Annotated in this window: 13 protein-coding genes; 7 read left to right on the forward strand and 6 right to left on the reverse strand. The window is 41.6% G+C overall.

The window, feature by feature from the left end; translation table 11 throughout:
* Positions 1-122 precede the first annotated feature (122 nt).
* The gene (locus tag Q4567_RS03285) at positions 123-3,125 is read left to right on the forward strand and encodes a TonB-dependent receptor (protein WP_216049566.1); all 3,003 of its coding nucleotides are present in this window, start codon (positions 123-125) and stop codon (positions 3,123-3,125) included.
* A gap of 378 nt (positions 3,126-3,503) precedes the next feature.
* Here Q4567_RS03285 and Q4567_RS03290 read toward each other — a convergent pair whose 3' ends face one another.
* From Q4567_RS03290 to manD, 5 genes are all read right to left on the reverse strand, one after another.
* Positions 3,504-5,306, reverse strand: coding sequence for a DUF885 family protein (locus Q4567_RS03290; RefSeq protein ID WP_303499347.1), 1,803 nt, complete (start codon positions 5,304-5,306; stop codon positions 3,504-3,506).
* A 138-nt stretch (positions 5,307-5,444) separates the two neighbouring features.
* Complete coding sequence (locus Q4567_RS03295; RefSeq protein WP_303499348.1) at positions 5,445-6,290, reverse strand: hypothetical protein; 846 nt, start codon at positions 6,288-6,290, stop codon at positions 5,445-5,447.
* Between the two features lie 48 nt (positions 6,291-6,338).
* Positions 6,339-8,102, reverse strand: coding sequence for a transporter (locus Q4567_RS03300; RefSeq protein WP_216049569.1), 1,764 nt, complete (start codon positions 8,100-8,102; stop codon positions 6,339-6,341).
* Positions 8,103-8,113: 11 nt separating this feature from the next.
* On the reverse strand, positions 8,114-9,253 hold the full coding sequence (locus Q4567_RS03305) for a Gfo/Idh/MocA family protein (protein ID WP_216049570.1): 1,140 nt from the start codon (positions 9,251-9,253) through the stop codon (positions 8,114-8,116).
* 49 nt (positions 9,254-9,302) lie between these two features.
* Positions 9,303-10,520, reverse strand: a complete 1,218-nt coding sequence (gene manD, locus Q4567_RS03310; protein WP_216049571.1) for a D-mannonate dehydratase ManD — start codon at positions 10,518-10,520, stop codon at positions 9,303-9,305.
* Positions 10,521-10,633: 113 nt separating this feature from the next.
* Here manD and Q4567_RS03315 point away from each other — a divergent pair, with 113 nt between their 5' ends.
* The 3 genes from Q4567_RS03315 to Q4567_RS03325 all read left to right on the forward strand — a co-directional run bounded on the left by Q4567_RS03315 (position 10,634) and on the right by Q4567_RS03325 (position 13,979).
* On the forward strand, positions 10,634-11,638 hold the full coding sequence (locus Q4567_RS03315) for a LacI family DNA-binding transcriptional regulator (protein WP_216049572.1): 1,005 nt from the start codon (positions 10,634-10,636) through the stop codon (positions 11,636-11,638).
* Positions 11,639-11,959: 321 nt separating this feature from the next.
* The gene (locus Q4567_RS03320) at positions 11,960-12,823 is read left to right on the forward strand and encodes an aminotransferase class IV (RefSeq protein WP_303499349.1); all 864 of its coding nucleotides are present in this window, start codon (positions 11,960-11,962) and stop codon (positions 12,821-12,823) included.
* A 67-nt stretch (positions 12,824-12,890) separates the two neighbouring features.
* Complete coding sequence (locus tag Q4567_RS03325; protein WP_303499351.1) at positions 12,891-13,979, forward strand: hypothetical protein; 1,089 nt, start codon at positions 12,891-12,893, stop codon at positions 13,977-13,979.
* Between the two features lie 53 nt (positions 13,980-14,032).
* Here the strand turns inward: Q4567_RS03325 and Q4567_RS03330 are convergent, their stop codons facing one another.
* Positions 14,033-16,678: an AAA family ATPase gene (locus Q4567_RS03330; protein ID WP_303499352.1), complete on the reverse strand. Its 2,646-nt coding sequence runs from the start codon at positions 16,676-16,678 to the stop codon at positions 14,033-14,035.
* Between the two features lie 204 nt (positions 16,679-16,882).
* On the opposite strand from Q4567_RS03330, the gene Q4567_RS03335 reads away from it, so the two are divergent.
* From Q4567_RS03335 to Q4567_RS03345, 3 genes are all read left to right on the forward strand, one after another.
* On the forward strand, positions 16,883-17,890 hold the full coding sequence (locus tag Q4567_RS03335; RefSeq protein WP_303499353.1) for a hypothetical protein: 1,008 nt from the start codon (positions 16,883-16,885) through the stop codon (positions 17,888-17,890).
* A 442-nt stretch (positions 17,891-18,332) separates the two neighbouring features.
* Positions 18,333-19,823, forward strand: a complete 1,491-nt coding sequence (locus Q4567_RS03340; protein ID WP_216049577.1) for a SulP family inorganic anion transporter — start codon at positions 18,333-18,335, stop codon at positions 19,821-19,823.
* 10 nt (positions 19,824-19,833) lie between these two features.
* On the forward strand, positions 19,834-20,685 hold the full coding sequence (locus Q4567_RS03345) for a universal stress protein (RefSeq protein WP_303499354.1): 852 nt from the start codon (positions 19,834-19,836) through the stop codon (positions 20,683-20,685).
* Positions 20,686-20,775: the final 90 nt, after the last annotated feature.

Below are 20,775 nucleotides of genomic sequence, written 5' to 3' on the forward strand. Positions count from 1 at the left end.
AGCCTTTATCTTGTGAAGTAATAAGTTTGTGTAAATTTTTATCTAAACTATATTCCATAAAGATGATGTTCAATTACTGAAAAATAAGCTTAAAACACACATAAAACTCACAGGAACAATATATGCAACACAGATTATCGAAAATTACTTTAGCGATGCTTTCAGCAACCGCGCTAAATATGTCCGCATCTGCTTTTGCACAAGATGCGCAGCCAAGTGCAGATGACGATTACGAGGTTATTCAAGTAACAGGTATTCGTAGCTCACTAACCAACGCCCTTGCCGAAAAGCGGGAATCGAATAACTTGGTTGAAGTCATTGAAGCGGTTGATATTGGTAAGCTACCAGATCAAAACCTTGCGGAAGTACTAGAGAACGTTACTGGTATTCAGATTACAAGAACAGCTGGTGTTGGTACCGGTGTTCAAATCCGTGGTACTAACTCTAACCGAACGGAAATCAACGGTGTATCTACTGTGGGTTCTGGCGCTGGACGCAGCGGTATTAGTTTTGAAGATGTTTCAGCAGGAATTATATCTGGCGTTGAGGTGACGAAGTCTCCTGAAGCTAAAACAATTGAAGGATCTGTGGGTGGAACTGTAAACCTGAAAACAATACGTCCACTTCAGCTTAATGACACCCTAATCTCCGTTCGTGTACAAGGTGAAAATAGTAGCTTATCTACAGACAGTACTTTTACTCCTAGACTATCAGGTACTTTTGGCGACAATTGGGATACTGATAACGGCGAATTCGGTGTAGTAGTAAGTCTTAACTATGCTGAGCAAGATGTTACTGCTTTCCGTCCTCGTGCTGATAGAGATAACTCTGTAGCTGCAGATAGTGGCGCGGCAAGTGCACAAGATTTTGATTACTTACCAATTCAATTCTTCGTACAAGATTATGACAACTACGAATATGAATCTACTAACATTGCCGCTACTTTTGAATGGGCGCCAAGAGAAGAGTTGAAGTTGTTTTTTGATGCCGTTATTAACGATCAAGAACGCAGACAAGAAAGTTCAAGAATTCAAGCATCAGGTATTAGTGGACTTAAAGACATTGCCGCTCCTAGTGAATTCGAAACGGTTAACTTTGGTTCTTTAGGTGGCCAAGATCTTGGTAGCATCCAAGCAGCTGTACGTGGTGTCATTCCAATTGATGGAGATGGTTCTGACGGTAACTTACGTTTCTCAGGTGATACAAATTCTCGTATAACCAAAAGTGAAATTTACAGACTTGGTGGTGAGTGGACCGGTGATAACTTTAAAGTGAGTGCTGAGCTGTCTTCTTCAAGCTCTGATACTACTACTCCTAGCTTCAATACTACATTGAACTTTATCAACCCTAACTCTCCATTGAATGCTGAAGCTCTTCTAGCCAATCACTTTGCCAATGAAGCAAACGGTAATGAAGACCTATACGATTCAAACGAAAATGGTACGCCATTTATTTACGATTTAACCGGCAACGCACTAACCTTTGGTGTTGCTACAGGTGAAGTAACTGGCCCTAGCTCTGAACAACTACTTGACCCAGCTAACGTGGTATTGCGTGATGTGGCGATTGGCCAAGATGTCGCGGAAAACAGTGAAGATGCTTTCCGTACTGATTTCACTTATTACCTAGACGGTGTTGTGACTTCGGTTGATGTTGGTTTCCGTTACAGTAAAGTAAACAGTCTTCGTGACGAGATTACGACCAGCGTAGGTTTAAGAGAATTCGCAGATAGCCCTACTGGTGATTTGTTCGCAGAACTACTGGTACCTGGGCCGACTAACTTTAATGATGCTGATGGTAGAGAATTATACGTACGTGATTTTCTTCTTATTGACGCAGAAAGAGTTGCTTCAGATCCAGATGGCGTGTTAGCTATTTTAAATGATGCCATTGTTGCTAATAATGCTATTACTGGTTCAACTCGTGGACCTATTAGTTCACCAACTTCAAGCTCAGCTGCTTTCTTTGATATTGAAGAGAAAACGACTGCTTTGTATGCGCAAGGTAACTTCTCTTATGAAATGCTCCGCGGTAACTTTGGTGTGCGTTATTTAAAAACTGACGTGACTTCAAGAGGTAACTCTGTAACTAACGATGTGGTTACTGCTGTTACAACTGAAAGTGATTACGACTTCGTATTACCACGTATTAACGTAGTAGCCGATGTACACGATGATGTTGTTGTTCGTGCAGGTTGGGGAAAAGATATTAGACGTCCTGATTTTGATGACCTTTCAACGTCGTATACATTCTCTACTAGTCCAAACCCAGCAGTACAACTAGGTAACCCTGGTTTGGCTCCTGAAGAAGTGACTTCATTCGATTTGTCTGCTGAATGGTATTTTGCTGAAGCAAGTATGGTTAGTCTTGGTATTTTCCACAAGAAACGTTCTGAATTGCACGTAACTCAACAAGATGACCCATATGAAGATCCTGTAACTGGTTTCCGTGATATCACAGATCCTTGTGAAGGCGGCGGTATCTTTAACCCAATTGCAGACATCAACGTATTTGGTCCAATTGGTACCGGCGTATGTGTTCCTACATCGCAAAAAATTAATGACACTGGTGAAACGACTCAGAAAGGGATTGAATTTGCTGTTCAATATGACCTTGCTGGTTTCGAAGATGACCTAGGTTGGGCTTCTGGTTTCGGTGTGATTTTCAACTATACCATTCAAGAGTTCTCAGGTGGTGAGGCAGAAGATTCAGCAACTAGCCGTGCTAACGCTGTGTTTGCATTAACAACGGGTATTGACGATATCAGTGTTTCTGCAGTTCAGGGCTTACTTGACTTGTCTGAAAACTCTTACAACTTTACGTTGTACTATGAAAAGTATGGTTTGTCGGCTCGTATGCGTTACACATGGCGTGAAGCGTACCGTTCAACTGACTTCGGTAGTACTTCTAGCTTACCTTGGGGATTCCCAGTGGTACAAGAAGATAGAGGACAACTTAACGCTAGCGTAAGTTATGATATCAATGAGCAATTCAACGTTGGTATTGAAGCTGTTAACCTCACAGAGTCTGAAGTTGAGCAAAGTTGTATCAACGAAGGTGGTTTGCTTTGTTACCAAGGTTTAACTGACCGTAGAATCACCATTGGTGGTAGCTACCGCTTCTAAGAGTTGTAAATATACCTAACTAAGATTGCCATTATTGATGGCAATCATTTTCCAAACAGATATTAGGGTTAGGTATTTATATTACTAAATTGAAAGCAAGCCCTATGGCTTGCTTTTTTATTTGCTGCAAATAACACCTTCTATTCTGTATCACTTTGCATTTCTCAATACTTTCTGTTTCGGAATCCTGTCCGTTTAGCAACACCAACTTATGTTAAACCTTGAAAACCTGCGGGGTCAGAGCCATAGATTTAGAACTGCGGGGGCAGAGCCAATGATTTGAACCTGCGGGGTCAGAGCCATTGATTTAAACTTGCGGGATCAAAACCATTGATTTTATTTCAACGGCTCTGACCCCTTTGATTTCTATCTTTTGGACTATTTGGCAGATTTTACCGATGCTATCCAGTTTTCAATATTCGTCTCTAATACCGATAGTGGAATTGAACCGCTACCTAACAAAGTATCGTGGAAATCTTTTATGTTGAATTTATCACCTAACTCATTTTGGGCTCGTTCGCGCAGCTCCAACATTTTTAATTGTCCAATTTTGTAAGCAAGGGCTTGACCAGGCCAAGATATATAGCGATCGATTTCGTTAATAATATCTTCCTCACTTTTAGCCGCATTTGCTTTAAAGTAGTCAATAGCTTGCTGTCGAGTCCAACCTTTGTAATGTATGCCCGTATCTACTACTAAACGCACTGAGCGCCACATATCATAGGTTAATTGACCAAAGCGGGAGTATGGGTCTTTGTACAAGCCCAAATCGTATCCCAAGCGTTCACTGTACAATCCCCAACCTTCTACAAACACGGTAAAGCTTAAGAAACGACGGAAGTAGGGCATATCATCCAATTCCATTTGTAACGCCAATTGCAAATGGTGTCCTGGTACCGCTTCGTGAACACTCAGCACTTCCATTTCATATTTAGGACGGGTTTCTGGTTGATATAAGTTCACATAATAATAACCCGCACGGGAACCATCTGCGGCGGGCGGATTGTAATATGCCGTAGTCGAATCAGGGGCAACCGCATCAGGGATAGCTTTTAAGCCATAGGGTATGCGAGGAAGTTTGCCAAATAATTTGACGATCTCTGGGTCGATACGTTTGCTGATTGCGAGATATGCATCAAATAACTCTTCGGGCGTTTCATAATAAAATTGTGGATCTGTACGTAAAAAGTTAACAAATTCCTCAAACGTGCCGTCAAAGCCGGTTTCTTCCATGACTTTATCCATTTCTGCACGATTGCGTGCTACTTCATCCAAACCAATCTGATGGATTTCATCTGGTGTCAGGTCAGTAGTGGTAAAATAGCGAACCTTCTGCTGATACGATGCTTTACCATCAGGCGTATCCCACAAACCATGGGTAGAGCGTGTTGCAGGGAGATATTGGCTAATAAAAAATTCGTTAAATTCAGCATAGGCTGGAATGATATGGTCAGCAATAATGGCTTTAGCTTTTAGCTGTAAGCGCGCCTGTTCAGCAGATGATATATGGTCACTGATATTGATAAAGGGCCGATAAAAAAGACTTTCCTCTGGTGTGTCGACAAGCTGTTTTTGAATTTGCGCAGGGATGCGTAGCATAGTATCGCGGGCAGGCATCATGCCTTGCGACATACCGGTTTCCATCAAGCTTTGATTTTGCTCAAGTAACCTGGGGATTTTTTCCAGTCTTGTTAACCAATTTTCATAGTCTTTGACCGAACTTAGCGACACGAAGTTGGCCATATCGTCCAAGGTTTGCACCCCTTGGTTTTGGTCTATCGGCATAAGATAGGACTTATATTTGTGCTCTTCTATGGACATTTCTAGCTGCCATTTAAACAACTGATAGTTAGTCTGCTGACTGTCCGTTAATTGTTCGGCATCAATACTAGAAAGCTTTGCAAGGACGTCACGATTATGAGCGTCAATTGCATTGATTGCCGACAAACTCATGTCTTGCCAACGACTATTTTGCTGATCATTACCTAATCCAAGGTAACTAGCATAAGCAGGGTAAGTATCTAGAAAGTACTGCCACTCCTCATCGAGTATTTGTTGCAGCTGTTGTTGTGCATCATTAGGCGTTGTTACTGATATGGGGTTTTTAGTTTGTTGTGGAGCGGCACAAGCAGTGAGCAGCATTGCCGCAAATAGCATTTTTATAAACAGTTTTATAGGCATCTTGATTTCCCTTTCGAGTATGTTTTTTAACCATACTCTTTTATAAAGGGTTCGTACAATTTTAGCAAATCTTTGCTTAGTTTGGTAAGCGCAGCAAACACTGTTATTTGCGCGCTATGCAAACCATGTGAAGTTCACTTATTTCAGTATATTTCTGATTTGTTGCGCAACTTCAGGATAATCAGATGACTCAATAAATCCTAACGAAAATGATTGAGGAGTGCTCAGATATTTGTCTTTTTCATGACGTCCAAAGCCCAATACCGTCATATATGGTCTGCTTACATAGTCATCCGGATATGCATCATCTTGATGATGTAATAAATAGATCATTCTCGATGTTTTTACATCCCCAAAAGCAAACCATTCAGGTGCGGGAAGATCACCAATAAAAGCTTCATTTATGGGGTGTTGTTGGTCATCGACAGAGGCATACCAGAAATCAGTTTCGTCCATCTCTCCACCGGGTACGCCTTCATATTGCACCCAATATTTATAGCCTTCACTGACTTGTGACATAGTGAAATCGCAGCGATCTGGATAGAAGTCCCATTGTCCCTGCCATTTCCCATTACCTGAAGTGAAGGTAATTCTGACGTGTTCATCCGTTTCAATATCAATGCTTGAAGTCGACAGCTCGGTTCCCGCGTTTAACGCATGGAAATAATTTCCGTCTTGTTTGTGTATTGCATTTGGAAAACCACGATACTCGCCTTTCCAACCTGAACCTTTCTCATCGTGGAACCCAATCCAATCCACGCCATCTTTGTCTAACATACTTGATAGTCCACCACCTTGTTTTTCAAGATAAAAAGTGGCGTTATCGATACTAATTATATAAGCGCTAACACCACCGGCAGACTCATCCACACCATGGCTTAGCGTGACTGATTTTTGTTCATGTTTTTCTTCAATAGATGGTTTGCAAGCGGCGAGTAGCAGAAGACCACTGGCAATAAAAACAAATTTTAATTTTGAAAACATCCGATTTACTCGTGTAATAATTCGTTAAAATAGAAGCAATAGCACCGCCTATGCGGTGCTTAGTGCTTTTTTCGATGTGGCGCTTCTTTTCAATAAGAAACCGACAGCGAGTATGGCAAGTGCACAGCATACAAATACCAGGCGTCCCCACATTGGATTCGGAATCAACATCATCGCCAATACCCCAGCTCCCATATACATCACCATTGAACCCAATTTGTGACGTTGTTGACGATCGAATTCATCTTGCTCAAAATCGGCAATGAAAGGGGTCTCTAGATCTTCAAAAAACAGCTCTCTTTCATTGATATGTTGATCTTTTTGTTCTGAATAAAACAAACTGGATATACAGAAGAAACTGGCGGTAATAAGTAAGTGTCCGCCAATAGTGATCATCAAGTTGATATCAATCGATTCACGGCGAGTAAATTCTTGTTCCATTCCTATCAAATCGGCCAAAACTTGCGGCGTGAAGATATTTGCTGCAAACCAAGAAACAAACAAGCCCACTATTACAGTTGCCCAAGGCGCCCATTGCGGTGTCTTTTTAATGAACAAACCAAAAATAAGCGGAATAAGCAAAGGAACTTGAATCATAGTCGACACGTTCATCATCAAGTCAAACAGACTGAGCTCTTTCAATGACTTGAAGAATAGCGCCACTGCGATAACCAAAATCCCACTTATAAAACTGACAATTTGACTGATGGTAAGCAGGTGTTTATCACTGACATCTTTGTTTCTTTTAGTCAAAAGAGGTTGGTAAATACTGCGGACGAAAATGCCTGAATTCTTATTTAGGGCTGAATCCATTGAGGACATAGTGGCTGCAAACAAACCGGCTAACAATAAGCCGACGGTTCCCACCGGCATAGCGTTGCGGGTAAATACCAAATACACCGCATCAGCAGCTTTGTTGCCTAGCTCCGGGTAAGCTGCCGCCGCGTCAGGGTATAAGGTGGCTGAGGCCCAAGGTGGTATAAACCAAATAATACTTCCTACACCCATTAGTACCATGGCTAACAACGCGGCTTTACTTGCATTTGCTGAGTCTTTTGCGTTTAAGAAGCGAAATGAATCATGCATGTTCATGATAGTGATCATTTGTTTAGCTAGGAAAAATACAAATGTGGCCACTAAAATTAAGCCATAATTCATATCTGGTCCCATCACAAAGTCCACTGGGAAGTTATCTATCATCGCCGTCGGTCCACCCACTTTGACAAGTGCGATAATGGCGCAGGCTATGGAAATGACGGCAACCACTAAGGTTTGTACAAAGTCAGAGGCGACTACGCCCCAAGCACCAGACAATACCGAAACAAATAATACAGTTAGGCCGGTGGCGATGATGGTGGTGCTCACATCAGCGTCAAAAACAACACTGGTGAACACTCCTAGGGCATTAAGCCATACTCCGGCGTTGATAAAACTGAAAATAATCAGCGCCCATGAGAAAAACTGTTCATTTTGATGACCAAAACGACGCTTAATTCCTTCGGTAGGAGTATCTACGCGCATTTGACGAAAGCGCGCTGCAAAAAACGCCCAGCCGCAAAAATAGGCAAAGGTATTGGCAAAAAATACTAAACTAATCGAGAAACCATCAGTAAAGGCTTTGCCTGCTCCGCCGGTGAATGTCCAAGCGGAGAACTGCGCCATAAACGCAGTTGAACCAACCATCCACCAAAGCATGCGTCCGCCACCACGGAAGTAATCGCTGGTTGAGTTTGCAGCCATTTTTTTGAACGCAAAACCAATCCCGATAACTAACATAAAATATCCGGCAATAACTATATATTCATATAACATGAGTAGGCCTTTTATTGCAGATGACTAACGTCAACCCAATTGTCGTTTTTACGGATTATGTCGATCAGTTGCTGATATTGGCTGCCTTCTTTAAACGTTTGATAAGGAGCAACGTTTTCGCCTTTAATATCGTTTAGTAGTTCTCTGATAAGGTAGCGCCAATTCTTTTCGGTATCGCCTTCTGCTTCAGGAACGTTATTAGCAATGTCCTCTGGTAATGCAAGCTCTTGCCATCCTTTGGTTTTGTCATGCACATACAATGGCCCACTAGCATAGTGTCCTTTAATGTAGATCGCGCCTTCACTACCATAAATCACCACATGGTCTTCATGGAAGCGAGGGTGTAATCCACCGTGTTTAAATAACACTGAAACTGGATTTTTAGCCATTTCACTTTCAATTTGAGCTAAAACCGTATAGGTCCATTCGACGTTCGATTCGCCCCATTTAAGAGCAGGATCATTTAGATCACTAGGAATGAAATCGCGACGTTTTTTAAAGTTATGCACACCTTCAACGATTGGCGCTTTGCCTAGATCGTCCCGCACCTCTCCCATAATCGATAGGATTTTTTCACCAACGATGGAAGTGACAATAGACAATTTGTGAGTAAAGTTATTATTTAGTCGGCCACCGCCATGTTCTTTTCTGTGTGACCAGCCAAACGGAATATCGCGTTCTAAATTGAAGTGAGAAATACACTCAACTTCTAATGGTTCACCGATAGCGCCGGCTTCAACTAAACGCTTGGCGTGAATCACATCAGGCATGTAGCGAAAGCTTGCGGCAAATGCAGTTTTGACATTTTTTGCAACCGCCAACTCATAAAGTTGTTTTGAGGTTTCACCACTTTCAGTTAACGGCTTATCACAGAAAACGTGACAACCACTTTCAATCGCCGCGGTAATTGCTTCAACATGAGCACCACCTGGTGTTGCAATTGAAACGACATCTGGCTGACAATCTTGCAATGCTTTTTGCCAATCTGTGCCGGCATAGGGGATATTCATGTCTTTAGCTACTTGCTCTACAACACTTTGAGTTCTGCCTACGATGCCGATGACTTCGGCACCCATATCTCGAAATGCTTCAGCATGTCCTTGGCCCGCAAATCCGGTGCCGAATATTAATACACTTATCTTTTTGCTCATGTTGTTTCTCCAACTTAACAAAGCTTAAATTCAAAAAAGTAGAACTGGATTACCAATTCCAAACGGTTCCATCTTCTAGTCGACTGACAGGCAGATAAGAACGTTTATAGGGATATTTACTTGCTTCTGTTTCATCAAACTCAATCCCTAGACCAGGGGCGTCACTGACGTATGCCATGCCTTGCTCTACTTTAATTTGATGTTTGAAAATTTGTTTGGACTGCTCGTTACCAAAACCAACAAATTCTTGAATGCCAAAGTTAGGAGCCCATATATTTAAATGCATATGCGCAGCAAAACAAATTGGTGACAAATCAGGAGCGCCATGTGGAGCAGTTTTAACGTTATATATGCTGGCAAAATCTGCCATACGTCTTAATGCTGTAATTCCGCCAGCGTGAGTTGCGGCCGCTCTAAGGTAATCAATCAGTTGGTTTTGAATCAAATCCTTACAATCCCAAATAGTATTGTAAGTTTCACCAATCGCGAGTGGGGTAGTGGTGTGCTGTCGAATTACTTTATAACTGTCTTGATTCTCAGCAATAGAAGCGTCTTCTAAGAACATTAGGTTATAGGGTTCAAGTAATTTACCCAGTTTTGCTGATTCTATTGGGGTTAAGCGGCTATGCACGTCGTGTAATAGTTGGATGTCATTGCCAAATCGTTCTCTGGCCTTCTGAAACAACTCAACGATCATGTTAAAATATTTTTGCGTCGACCAGGTCTCTTCTGGCGGTAACGGACGATTACCTTGTAATTCGAAGTAATCTTTTTTGTCTCCAAGTACGCCGTAAGTGACATTCAAACCGGGCACAGCAGACTGCAATCGAATTGCTTTAAAACCTTGATTGATAAGGTCTTCCGTTTTATTCAAAGTGTCTTCGATGTCTTCACCACTAGCATGGGCATAAAGCGTTACTGCTTGTCTGCTCTTACCGCCTAGTAACTGATAAACCGGCAAGCCTGCAGCCTTCCCTTTGATGTCCCATAAGGCCATATCAATAGCGGCTATAGCGGCCATATTAACTGCGCCTTTACGCCAGTAAACGCCTTTATACAAATATTGCCATATGTCTTCGATATCATGGGCATTGCGACCGATAAGGCAAGGGGCTACATGTTCTTCCAAATAGCTGACAACCGCCATTTCGCGACCGTTGAGTGTAGCATCACCTACACCGTATATGCCTGCATCAGTAGTGATCTTCACCGTGACAAAATTTCTGCCAGGGTTACAAACAAATACTTTGATTTCTTTAATTTTCAACTGATATTCTCTCTTTGCAGATAAAGTTACTAAACCGGTTTAGTTGAATAATTTAGCATAGTATTGCAGTATGTCAACTTTCCCATAATAAAATTAACAATAGCGATACATAGATGGCAAAAGTGAAATTAATTGATGTAGCTCGTTTTGCAGGAGTATCAAAAAGCACAGCTTCACAATACCTAAATGGGCGATTTGACTACATGTCGAAAGAAACCCAAGAACGAATTCGCGCAGCAATTGCTGAATTGGATTATGTTCCCAATCCCATCGCGAGAAACCTTAAGGCGACCAAGACTAAAACAATTGGAGTGGTGGTCAGAGATATAACGGGCTTTTATACCAGTCGGGTTATCCGAGGGGTAGATGATTACTGTAAAGCGAACGGCTACAACGCACTAATTTATAACACTGATTTTGACCCTGAGATTGAAGCAAAGTCTATTGAGGCGCTGTATCAACTGCGTGTTGATGGAATTATTATTGCGTCATCAGGTAACAATAATCAGCTCGTTACGGATTACATTGGTAAAGGTATGCCGATAGTGCACTTTCAAATTGAAAATGATGGAAGTGAACAAAACATCGTTTTATCTGACTACAAAAAAGCGGCGTTTGATGCCACTGAATACTTAATACAGCTTGGCCACAAGAAAATTTGTTTTGTCACCCAAGACTTTAAAAATGTTATCTCCAGAACGGAACGCTATCAAGGATATGCAGACGCACTTACTAAGCATGGTATTCCAGTAGAAGATAGTTTAGTGCAATTCTGGCAACGTGAATCAGGTTTTCAAGTAGAGCCAACGGAAATCATTAAATCTGCGGCTCCAACTGCATTTTTCACGCAACATTTACCTATCACTATCGAATTGTTAAGAGACTTAAATCAAGCCAATATATCTGTCCCGGACGATGTTTCATTGCTTGGTTTTGATGAAATCCCAATGGCCGAATTCTTTAAAGTACCAATTACAGTGGTTAAGCAAGAACCCTACACCATAGGTATGGAAGCAACTCAATTACTGCTTAATAACATTGCTAACGAGAGTAATCTTTCCCACAAAATTCTAATTCCGTGTTCTTTAGAGTTAAGAGAGTCTTGTAAAGCAATCTGATTTCGCGGATTGCTTTCTACGTTTATGCGTATAAAGATGAATAAATGGTTATTTTTGATAAACCGATTTACCTGTTGGTTTACTGCTGCAAATTAGATCTCAACATCGCTAATCCAGCCAAAATTGAGTTAACCAATTGGCAACCCCTAGATTCGCTTAATTTCGCCATGGAAAGAGAGTTTATAAATGTGCTCTGCAGTGGTTTTTTTGATTGTTTAGTCATAACACTTAGCCCTCAGAAAAAGGCTACACATATGCCGAATTTACAGTACAGTATATTTCTGGATTTTATACTGAAGAACTTTGTGGGCTTTTTCTTATATGGCTAATGATAAAACGAACAACTCCGATAGCGCTGCATATTTTAATGGCCAATACATACCTTTGAGCCAAGTCAGCATTTCTCCTTTAGATCGCGGCTTTCTATTTGGAGATGGGATTTATGAGGTGGTGCCTGTCTATAACGGTAAACCTTTAGGCGGTGAACAACACTGGCAACGTTTGCTTGAAGGACTAGAGGCCGTAGACATTCCACTGGGCTATAGTGTGCAGGAGTTAAAGGATATTGCGCAACCGTTGTTACCGAGTAATCAGCCCTCGCAAATGCTTTATGTGCAAATAACCCGTGGCGTTGAAGCGGTTCGCAAGCATCGATTCCCAGTAGAAGCAAAACCGACAGTACTGATGTTTAGTACCCCATTTACACCCCCTTTCGACAAAACATATCAAGGCTGTGATGCCTATTTTCAAGAGGATTTGCGCTGGCAGCGCTGCTCTATAAAGTCCATTAGCTTGATGGGGAACGTGATGTCCTATCTACAACTGGCGCAAAATGGTGTGCCCAATAGTGAGGCATTGCTAGTTAGAGATACGCATGTAGTTGAGGCTCCGAGCAGCAATTTATTTATTGCTAAAGACGATATTATTTTTACACCGCCGGTGGATAACATATTGGCCGGTGTGACCCGCAAACTGATTATTGAAATTGCTGAAAAACAAGGTATCGAAGTACGCCAAGTTTCTCCCACAGTCACAGAGGTCAAACAAGCCGATGAGGTTTGGGTGAGTAATTCTTATGAAGAGTTAAAGCCGATTACTTATATTGAAGGTGAGAAGGTGGGAGAAGGCAAACCTGGACCCATCTGGCAGCGTTTATTTTCCAGTTATCAACGACTGAAACAGTAAACTACTTTTGTCTGAATTAATCGCAAAAAGATCAACTTAGTTCGCTACAGCTAAATAAGAGATAACTATGCCAACAAGCTTTTTCCAACGGATTTTATTGCCCGGTTTTATTCTACAGTCAGTTTTGATTGGAGGGGGCTATGCGACAGGCCGAGAATTAGTCCAGTTTTTTCTTAGTTCGGGTCCGTTAGGCGGATTTTTAGGGATTTTAGTGGCAACTGCTGCTTTTAGCTTAATTAGTATGCTGAGTTTTGAATTTGCTCGATTAACCCAAAGTTATACATACAGAGGTTTTTTCAAAAAGCTATTGGGTAAAGGTTGGATTGTCTATGAGTTGGCATATTTTGCCCTAGGCATTTTAGTCTTGGCGGTGATTGGTTCTGCTGCGGGGGAAGTGGTTTCTGAACATTTGAATATATCCAGTACCCTTGGCACTGTGTTGTTAATGGTCTCGATTTGCGTATTAGTCGCCTGGGGAACTAAGCTGATTGAAAAGGTATTAGCCGGATGGTCGTTTCTTTTATACCTAGTGTACGGAATATTTGTTTATTTGTACTTGCGTAAATATGGTGGAAATTTAAATGAACAACTATTTTATGGGGAAATTAAAGATAGTTGGTTTATCAGTTCAATCCAATACGTTGGTTACAATATTGCAGCCTTACCACTAATTTTGTTTTGTGTTCGCCATATGGCTGATCGCAAAGATTCATTTCTGGCAGGCGCCTTGGCTGGCCCTTTAGCAATGTTGCCAGCATTATTTTTCTTTGTCGCTATGGTGGCAAATTCTGCACAAATAACAGAAGCAAAGGTGCCATCTGACTTGATGATGCAGCAATTGAACATGCCTTGGCTAAAAGCCATTTTTTACGTAGTGTTATTCGGAACCTTTATCGAAACAGGCACTGCGTTTATCCACGGCATGAATGAACGAATCGCTGAAGTGTATGAGGAAAAACAACGCATAATGCCCAAACTTTTGCGTCCTGCAATTGCTGCTATTGTTTTAGTGTTATCAATTTATTTAGCTTCCTCAGTTGGGCTGGTTAGTTTAATTGGTCGTGGCTACGGCACTCTTACTTGGGTTTTTGTGGTGGTATTTGTGCTGCCGATTCTCAGTATCGGCAGCTACAAAATTTTTCGCCTCTCAGCATAGGCAGATTGATAAATACGTTTAACCTGTTCATATCAATATATGATGGTGTTGCTTTATTCTGCTAACCAAGGTTCGTTTTGCACTCTGAGCATAGCTTCAACTCGGTTTTCCACATTCAGTTTACTTAAAATCGAAGACACGTGATTTTCTATTGTGCGATATGATCGAGAAAGCGTATTCGCTATCTCAAGGTTACTTGCGCCTGTGACTAACAGCTTCAAAACTTGTTGTTCTTTATTGGTGAGTCCAATTGGGTGTTTTCGTGTTTTAGAATAAGGACCGCGGCGAAGTTTTGGAAGAATATCGGCAAACCCTTCTGATGCGGCAATATTTCTCACTTTTTGTTGTAGGGCTTTGGCCTGCATCTTTTCGAATAGTTGCCATGCGTTCACGAATGAAGATTGCCGACGCTGCCCCTGAATTGACAGTAGACAAATCGCAGCGTTGAAAGGCATTCCAAGGGTCTGCCATGCAGAATAAGCCGCTTCGTCGTTACCTGCTAATTGAAGTTGATAAGGTTTTGATATGCTATCTTGCCGAACATTTGGTATTTCATATTGTAAAAGTTTAGACCAAAAAAATAATTCGCCTGACTGCCATTGGTTCAATACACCAGGCGGCAATTCATTTAACCAATCTATATGCTTTTTAGCTTCTTCTATACAAGTTGTGTTGTCCGCGTTTAACCATTGGTATTCAATAAGTCCTAACCTAGCTGGAATGATGTATTGGTTTTCATTGGTTGATTGGGCGTCTTTTAAGGCTTGATTAAGCAACTCATGGCTATTCGCAACTCCCAGACGTAAGTTGACTCGTGCGAGAACAATTAACGCCGGCAGTTTCATTAATAGGGTTTGGTTTTGAATCGATTGCACGCCGGCAGCAATGGTTTGTGCATCTATTAATCTTCCTTGTTCCTGACGCAGTTGGGCTTGTAAACCTACTAAATAATAAGTCCACGAATCTAGATCATGAGCGATATCGTATTGAATGCCTTTTTGAGTCATAGTTTCAGCTAAGTCAAGTTTCTTAAATCGAATACAATAGTCTGAAAAGTTTGTGTAAACCCTTGCCACATCCTCGTGGAAACCATGTTGTTCTGAAATAGCTAGACTTTGTCTTAGTTTATCTTCGCCCGTGGCATCGCCATGCATCAATAAAGCCGTCCCAATATTATTTAGCGCATGTGCTTTCACCGTAGGATTTGAAAACTGCTCTGCCAGTTCAAGGGCTTTATTTCCCCAGTGTATGGCGTCGTCCGTTCGGTCGTTGAGCATATCCAATTGTGAGCGTAAAGAGTAGGCCATGGCCAGTTCGCTAGAGGCTGGTATCGACTCAAATGTTTTAATCGCCTGGTTAGCGTATTGCTCGGCTTTTTCTGCATGGCCTTGATACCAATAAAGACGTGACAGCGAACGTAAGTTTTCACCTACTTTATCTTGTCTGTCTAGGGCTCTCCATAGGCTAATGGCGTGGCGTCGTGCGTCGATTACAGTTTGTTGCATGTGGGTTGTTAAGCTTACTTCATATGCCCAGTTTTCATGCAGGCTTGCAGCAAGTTCAGGTTCAGCATATTCAACAAAACTTAGGGCTTTGCTGTAAAACGATGCGGCTTCCTTATGGGCTCCTAGTTCAGCTGCTTTAGTCGCTGCATTAGGTGCGTATTTAAGCACTCTTTCGGCATCTAAAGCCCCCTCAGCATGATGCACCAACCAAGCTAAATTAGTGCCTAAAGACAGTGTTTCTAAACACTCAATTATACGCTTATGAGTTAGTTTGATTTGCGGCGGTGATTGATTTTCCAATATGGCTAACCGAACTAGTTCATGCTTAAACCGAAATATACTTTGCTGATCACATACCAATAATTTTCTTGCAACACAGGCCATTGCGAACGATTCACCGTTTTCATCAAATAATTTGCCAATCAAAACGGCTGGAATACTATATGGAATAAGACTCAAAACCTGCAAAAGTTCTCGTTCATTACGGCCTAATAATTGTACTCTGCTGCTCACCGCCTCTCTAATTGACGCGGGAATTGTGTGATTGTTATAACCGTTATTAGCTAACAATTCTGCAATAAAAAATGGGTTTCCACCGGTGATCTTGTGTAAGGCATCTGGATCATAGCCACTGTCTTTACTTAATTTTGCCACCGCGTCTTGGCTTAATTGTTCGAGATGAACGCGCACTGTATGTGCAGAAGGCACTAATGAAAGTACTGAACTCAAAGGATGATTTTGCGTCACTTCATCGACTCGATAACTTAGACACAGTAAACAGGGCAAAAATGAGATACGTCTTACGATATATTTGATTAGGTCTAAGCTGGCATGGTCGGCCCAATGAACATCTTCTATTACCAAAATAGTTGGTTTTCCCAATTGGCTAATTGCCTGAAAAAAGCTGGAATAAATTAAGTTAGGTACGGCACCATTTTCCAATTGCGTGAGCAAGGTAGGCGATAGCAACTGGGCAAAATCGTATATTGGAGCATATGGGCGAGGCGTAAATAAGGGATCGCAACCTGACCAATAAATGTCTACTGTGCTATCTGCATGGGAACGGACGTGCTCCAACAAGGTGGTTTTACCGATACCGGCTTCACCACTTAGCAGCAATATTTTTCCCGATTGAGCTATTTGAGAGATACTGTTTGATATCTTATCAATAGCGGCTTCTCGCTCTAAAAACATTCTAATTACCTGCTCCGCTGAGCCTCAACTATATATTCTAATTTAAGTTAAATTTCGCCAAATTGCAGGATTTTGCAAAATTTAGGTGGTTGGTTCACAAAAAACAGGTGTCAGTACTCAGTTTTAGCCACGTGCAAGTATTTATACTTTGATAACTAGGATAGTGGCTTAATTTGGCTTTTAAATGCGTAAAAAGGAGCGACCATGAAAACGCTTAATTCAATTTTTATAGGTATTATGGCAACAACCTGGTTAGGAACAGGCATGGCTGTCCCCATAAATGCTAATAGTGGTCTGTCATTTTACCATGACTTCATCATTGCAGGCGGAGGTCAGTTGCCTATTGGATTAGAGATTAATAGCGATGGCCCGATTTATTCTTACTCAGTGAATACCGAGCTACAAGCGGCAGATAGTGTTGAATTTGATGACTTTGATGTGGTGATTGCAGGTGACGCTCCTGACAACCCTTCGAGTTTCACAAGCGTTGGCAGTAGCACACGTAATGCTGGTACCGAAGGTGCTTTCGGCATGAATAATACACAGCTATATCAAATCGTTGAATATGAGTTAGTTCCTGATGGTAATAGTGATGTTTCTGAATATGGAATATGGGGGAATGGGCAGGCCCAGGCAACCATTAGCTCAGAACTTTTTGATACTCAAGCTAACACTGAAGCGTCTTTTCAGAGAACCTATACTCTTTCCAATCAAAATACCACAGCATTGACATTTTCAATTGAAGGCGAATTTGAAATGGGGATGTTTGCAATAGCGGACGGAGAAAGTAGTGTCGCAGAAGCCTTCGCAATGCTAGATATGTTTTTCACCTCTAGTAATGCGTTAGATATCGTTTTTGCCGACACTAGTCCGTATATAAATAATCAAACTGAAAGCGGCGATAATGCGATTATGTCATTAATACGGGAAACGGACATAACAAATACCGGCCATATGAGTTTTACTGGCAGCGCAAGTGCAACGGGCACTGATATTGGAGGCAGCCAGCAGGCATTCGGTGATGGCACATTTTCCTATGCATTGGGTATTACTTTGCAACCCGGAGAAGAAATCAGTATGTCCCACCTTGTTACTTATTCAAATTTAGCGTTAATCGAGCAGCAAATTACACAGGTAAACGAGCCTTCCACATTTTTACTTATATTTTTGACCTCTGCTTATATCCTGTTTGTCCGAAAAAATCCTACATGAAGTCATAATATTTTAATATTTTAATAGTTTTAGCTGGGGTTATTCTGGCTTATTAACTTGAAGTGTTTTTAGTTGCGCTAGGGCAATCTTTTTGGCACAAGAAATCTCACTATTTGAGTTTTTAATTAGCGCCATTTAAAGTAGTTTAAACAATAGTTAATTCGAGCGTACCATGCAGAATTAGGATTATGACCGGTGTTTTTAGGTGATTTCAACTGGTTGTACTTGTATCAAAATTACTAAAGTTATATTGTTCGCATCTAGTCGTTAACAACTATTAAGGAACTCGAACTTGAAACTCACGCCGCCCTAGGCTGTCCTCCCTCTATCATCTCGTTGATTCTTGTTGTGCAAATGTCCCACATTGCTCGCGGACTTATTTGTTTTGAAAACTGTTACTTTCCTTACGTTACAAGGGAAGGTCAAATTTTAGGTTATTTACATGCTCGAAAACATGAAAAGAGAGTGGTTCTCTAATATTCGTGGTGATGTGCTTGCTGGTATTGTTGTGGCATTAGCCTTGATACCGGAAGCGATTGCTTTTTCAATTATTGCCGGAGTGGATCCTAAAGTGGGTCTCTACGCTTCGTTTTGTATCGCCGTCATTATTGCATTTGTGGGTGGCCGACCAGGAATGATTTCCGCTGCTACCGGAGCAATGGCACTGCTCATGGTAACCTTGGTAAAGGAGCATGGGTTGGAATACTTGCTGGCCGCCACTTTATTTACCGGTGTGCTGCAAATTATTTTTGGTTTCCTCAAACTTGGCAGTCTAATGCGCTTTGTTTCCCGCTCGGTGGTAACCGGTTTTGTTAATGCATTAGCTATTCTAATTTTCATGGCGCAATTACCTGAATTGACCAATGTAACTTGGCATGTTTATGCTATGACAGCGGCCGGTTTAGGCATTATCTATCTATTACCTTATGTTCCTACTATTGGTAAAGTTGTTCCGTCACCGTTGGTGTGTATCGTCACCCTTACTATTGTTTCGATAGCGTTAGGTTTAGACATTCGAACTGTGGGTGATATGGGCGAACTACCCGATACGTTACCGATATTTCTGTGGCCGGAAGTTCCGCTTAATTTAACTACCCTTGAAATTATTTTACCTTACTCCCTTGGGTTGGCCGTGGTTGGCTTACTTGAGTCTTTGATGACGGCAACAATAGTTGATGATCTAACCGATACAACCAGTGACAAGAATAAAGAATGCAAAGGGCAGGGCATGGCGAATATTGGTGCTGGTTTATTTGGTGGTATGGCTGGTTGCGCCATGATAGGCCAGTCAATTATCAATGTGAAATCAGGTGGCCGCGGCAGGTTGTCTACCTTTATTGCGGGTCTGTTTTTAATCATTATGGTGGTATTTCTTGACGACTGGGTTGGCCAAATTCCAATGGCTGCGCTGGTGGCAGTTATGATCATGGTATCAATAGGAACCTTTTCTTGGTCATCTATCACTGATTTACGAAAACATCCCATGTCTTCAAATATCGTTATGGTGAGCACTGTTATTGTTGTTGTTGCTACCCACAATTTAGCTATTGGGGTATTTATTGGTGTGCTGTTAGCAACCTTGTTCTTCTCCAATAAAATCGGCCGTTTTATGGCTGTCAAGTCCCACTATAACGAAGTTGAAAAAGTGCGAACTTACGAGATAATCGGTCAGGTGTTTTTTGCATCAGCAGAACAATTTGTCAACGAATTTGATTTTAAAGAAGCTGTCGAAACCGTTGTGATTGATCTTAGCCATGCACATTTTTGGGATATCACTGCGGTGTCATCCTTGGATAAAGTGGTAATTAAATTCCGGCGCGAAGGAGCGACTGTTAATCTTGTGGGAATGAATGAAGCAACGGAAACAGTGGTTGATAAATTTGGGGTTCACAATGATCCTAAAGAAGTCGAAAAGCTGTTTGGCGGACATTAAGGAGATAATGATGACGAAAATAGTGACTTGTGTAGATGGTTCTGCAATCACCCCAGCCGTGACAGCGGCTGCTGTCTGGGCATCAAAGAAACTCAACAAACCCATTCTGTTTTTACATGCTTTGGAAAAAGAACAGCAGCATGGCGCTGATGATTATACTGGTGCCATTGGCCTAGGTGCGCGTTCAGCTTTGCTTGAAGAAATGACAAAGTTAGATGAACAACGTGCCAAAGTAGCTCTGCAGTTAGGCCGTGAGTTGCTTGACGATGTAGTTCAACATGCACAAACTTCTGGTGTTGCTGAGGTTGAATCATTACAAAGACATGGTGAAGTTGTAGATTCGATAAACGACATCGAAGACAAAACCAGACTCATTGTTATTGGCCGCAATGGCAAAGGACATGATAATAGCTTTAACGCACTAGGATCGAATATTGAGACCCTACTGCGCAAAGCAGTGCATCCTGTTTTGTTAATTCCAGATACTTTCAACCCACCAACTTCGTTTATGATTGCTTATGATGGCAGAGAAACTGCTGACAAAGCATTGCAACGGGTAATTGATGGTGGGTTATTGCACGGGCTTCATTGTCATTTGGTTTCGGTAAAAAATAACGAAAAAAATCTACAGGATAAATTCGAATCTGCTCAGCAACGATTGCAACAAAAAGGCTTTCAAGTGACTGCCTCTTACCTTGAGGGAGATATTTTTGAGTCGCTTATGGAGTACAAAAAATCCCATAATATTGAACTCATTGTTATGGGCGCATTTGGGCACTCTAAGCTTCGGCAGTTTTTTGTTGGCAGTAATACGATGAAAATGCTTGAACGAGGTGATGTACCTATGATCGTGCTGCGTTAATACCTTTATATTGATTGCAAATACAGCCCAACCTTTACGTGCTATTGCTTAAAGTATTGGGCAGTGTTGCACAAGTGGCTTGCAAATGGG

This window comes from Aliiglaciecola sp. 2_MG-2023 (genome assembly GCF_030548145.1).
In the GTDB taxonomy this organism is placed as follows: Bacteria; Pseudomonadota; Gammaproteobacteria; order Enterobacterales; family Alteromonadaceae; genus Aliiglaciecola; species Aliiglaciecola lipolytica_A.

Coding starts and splice junctions, on each gene's coding strand:
- Q4567_RS03285 (WP_216049566.1), top strand. CDS start 123: ATGCAACACAGATTATCGAAAATTACTTTAGCGATGCTTTCAGCAACC.
- Q4567_RS03290 (WP_303499347.1), bottom strand. CDS start 5,306: ATGCCTATAAAACTGTTTATAAAAATGCTATTTGCGGCAATGCTGCTC.
- Q4567_RS03295 (WP_303499348.1), bottom strand. CDS start 6,290: ATGTTTTCAAAATTAAAATTTGTTTTTATTGCCAGTGGTCTTCTGCTA.
- Q4567_RS03300 (WP_216049569.1), bottom strand. CDS start 8,102: ATGTTATATGAATATATAGTTATTGCCGGATATTTTATGTTAGTTATC.
- Q4567_RS03305 (WP_216049570.1), bottom strand. CDS start 9,253: ATGAGCAAAAAGATAAGTGTATTAATATTCGGCACCGGATTTGCGGGC.
- Q4567_RS03315 (WP_216049572.1), top strand. CDS start 10,634: ATGGCAAAAGTGAAATTAATTGATGTAGCTCGTTTTGCAGGAGTATCA.
- Q4567_RS03320 (WP_303499349.1), top strand. CDS start 11,960: ATGGCTAATGATAAAACGAACAACTCCGATAGCGCTGCATATTTTAAT.
- Q4567_RS03325 (WP_303499351.1), top strand. CDS start 12,891: ATGCCAACAAGCTTTTTCCAACGGATTTTATTGCCCGGTTTTATTCTA.
- Q4567_RS03330 (WP_303499352.1), bottom strand. CDS start 16,678: ATGTTTTTAGAGCGAGAAGCCGCTATTGATAAGATATCAAACAGTATC.
- Q4567_RS03335 (WP_303499353.1), top strand. CDS start 16,883: ATGAAAACGCTTAATTCAATTTTTATAGGTATTATGGCAACAACCTGG.
- Q4567_RS03340 (WP_216049577.1), top strand. CDS start 18,333: ATGCTCGAAAACATGAAAAGAGAGTGGTTCTCTAATATTCGTGGTGAT.
- Q4567_RS03345 (WP_303499354.1), top strand. CDS start 19,834: ATGACGAAAATAGTGACTTGTGTAGATGGTTCTGCAATCACCCCAGCC.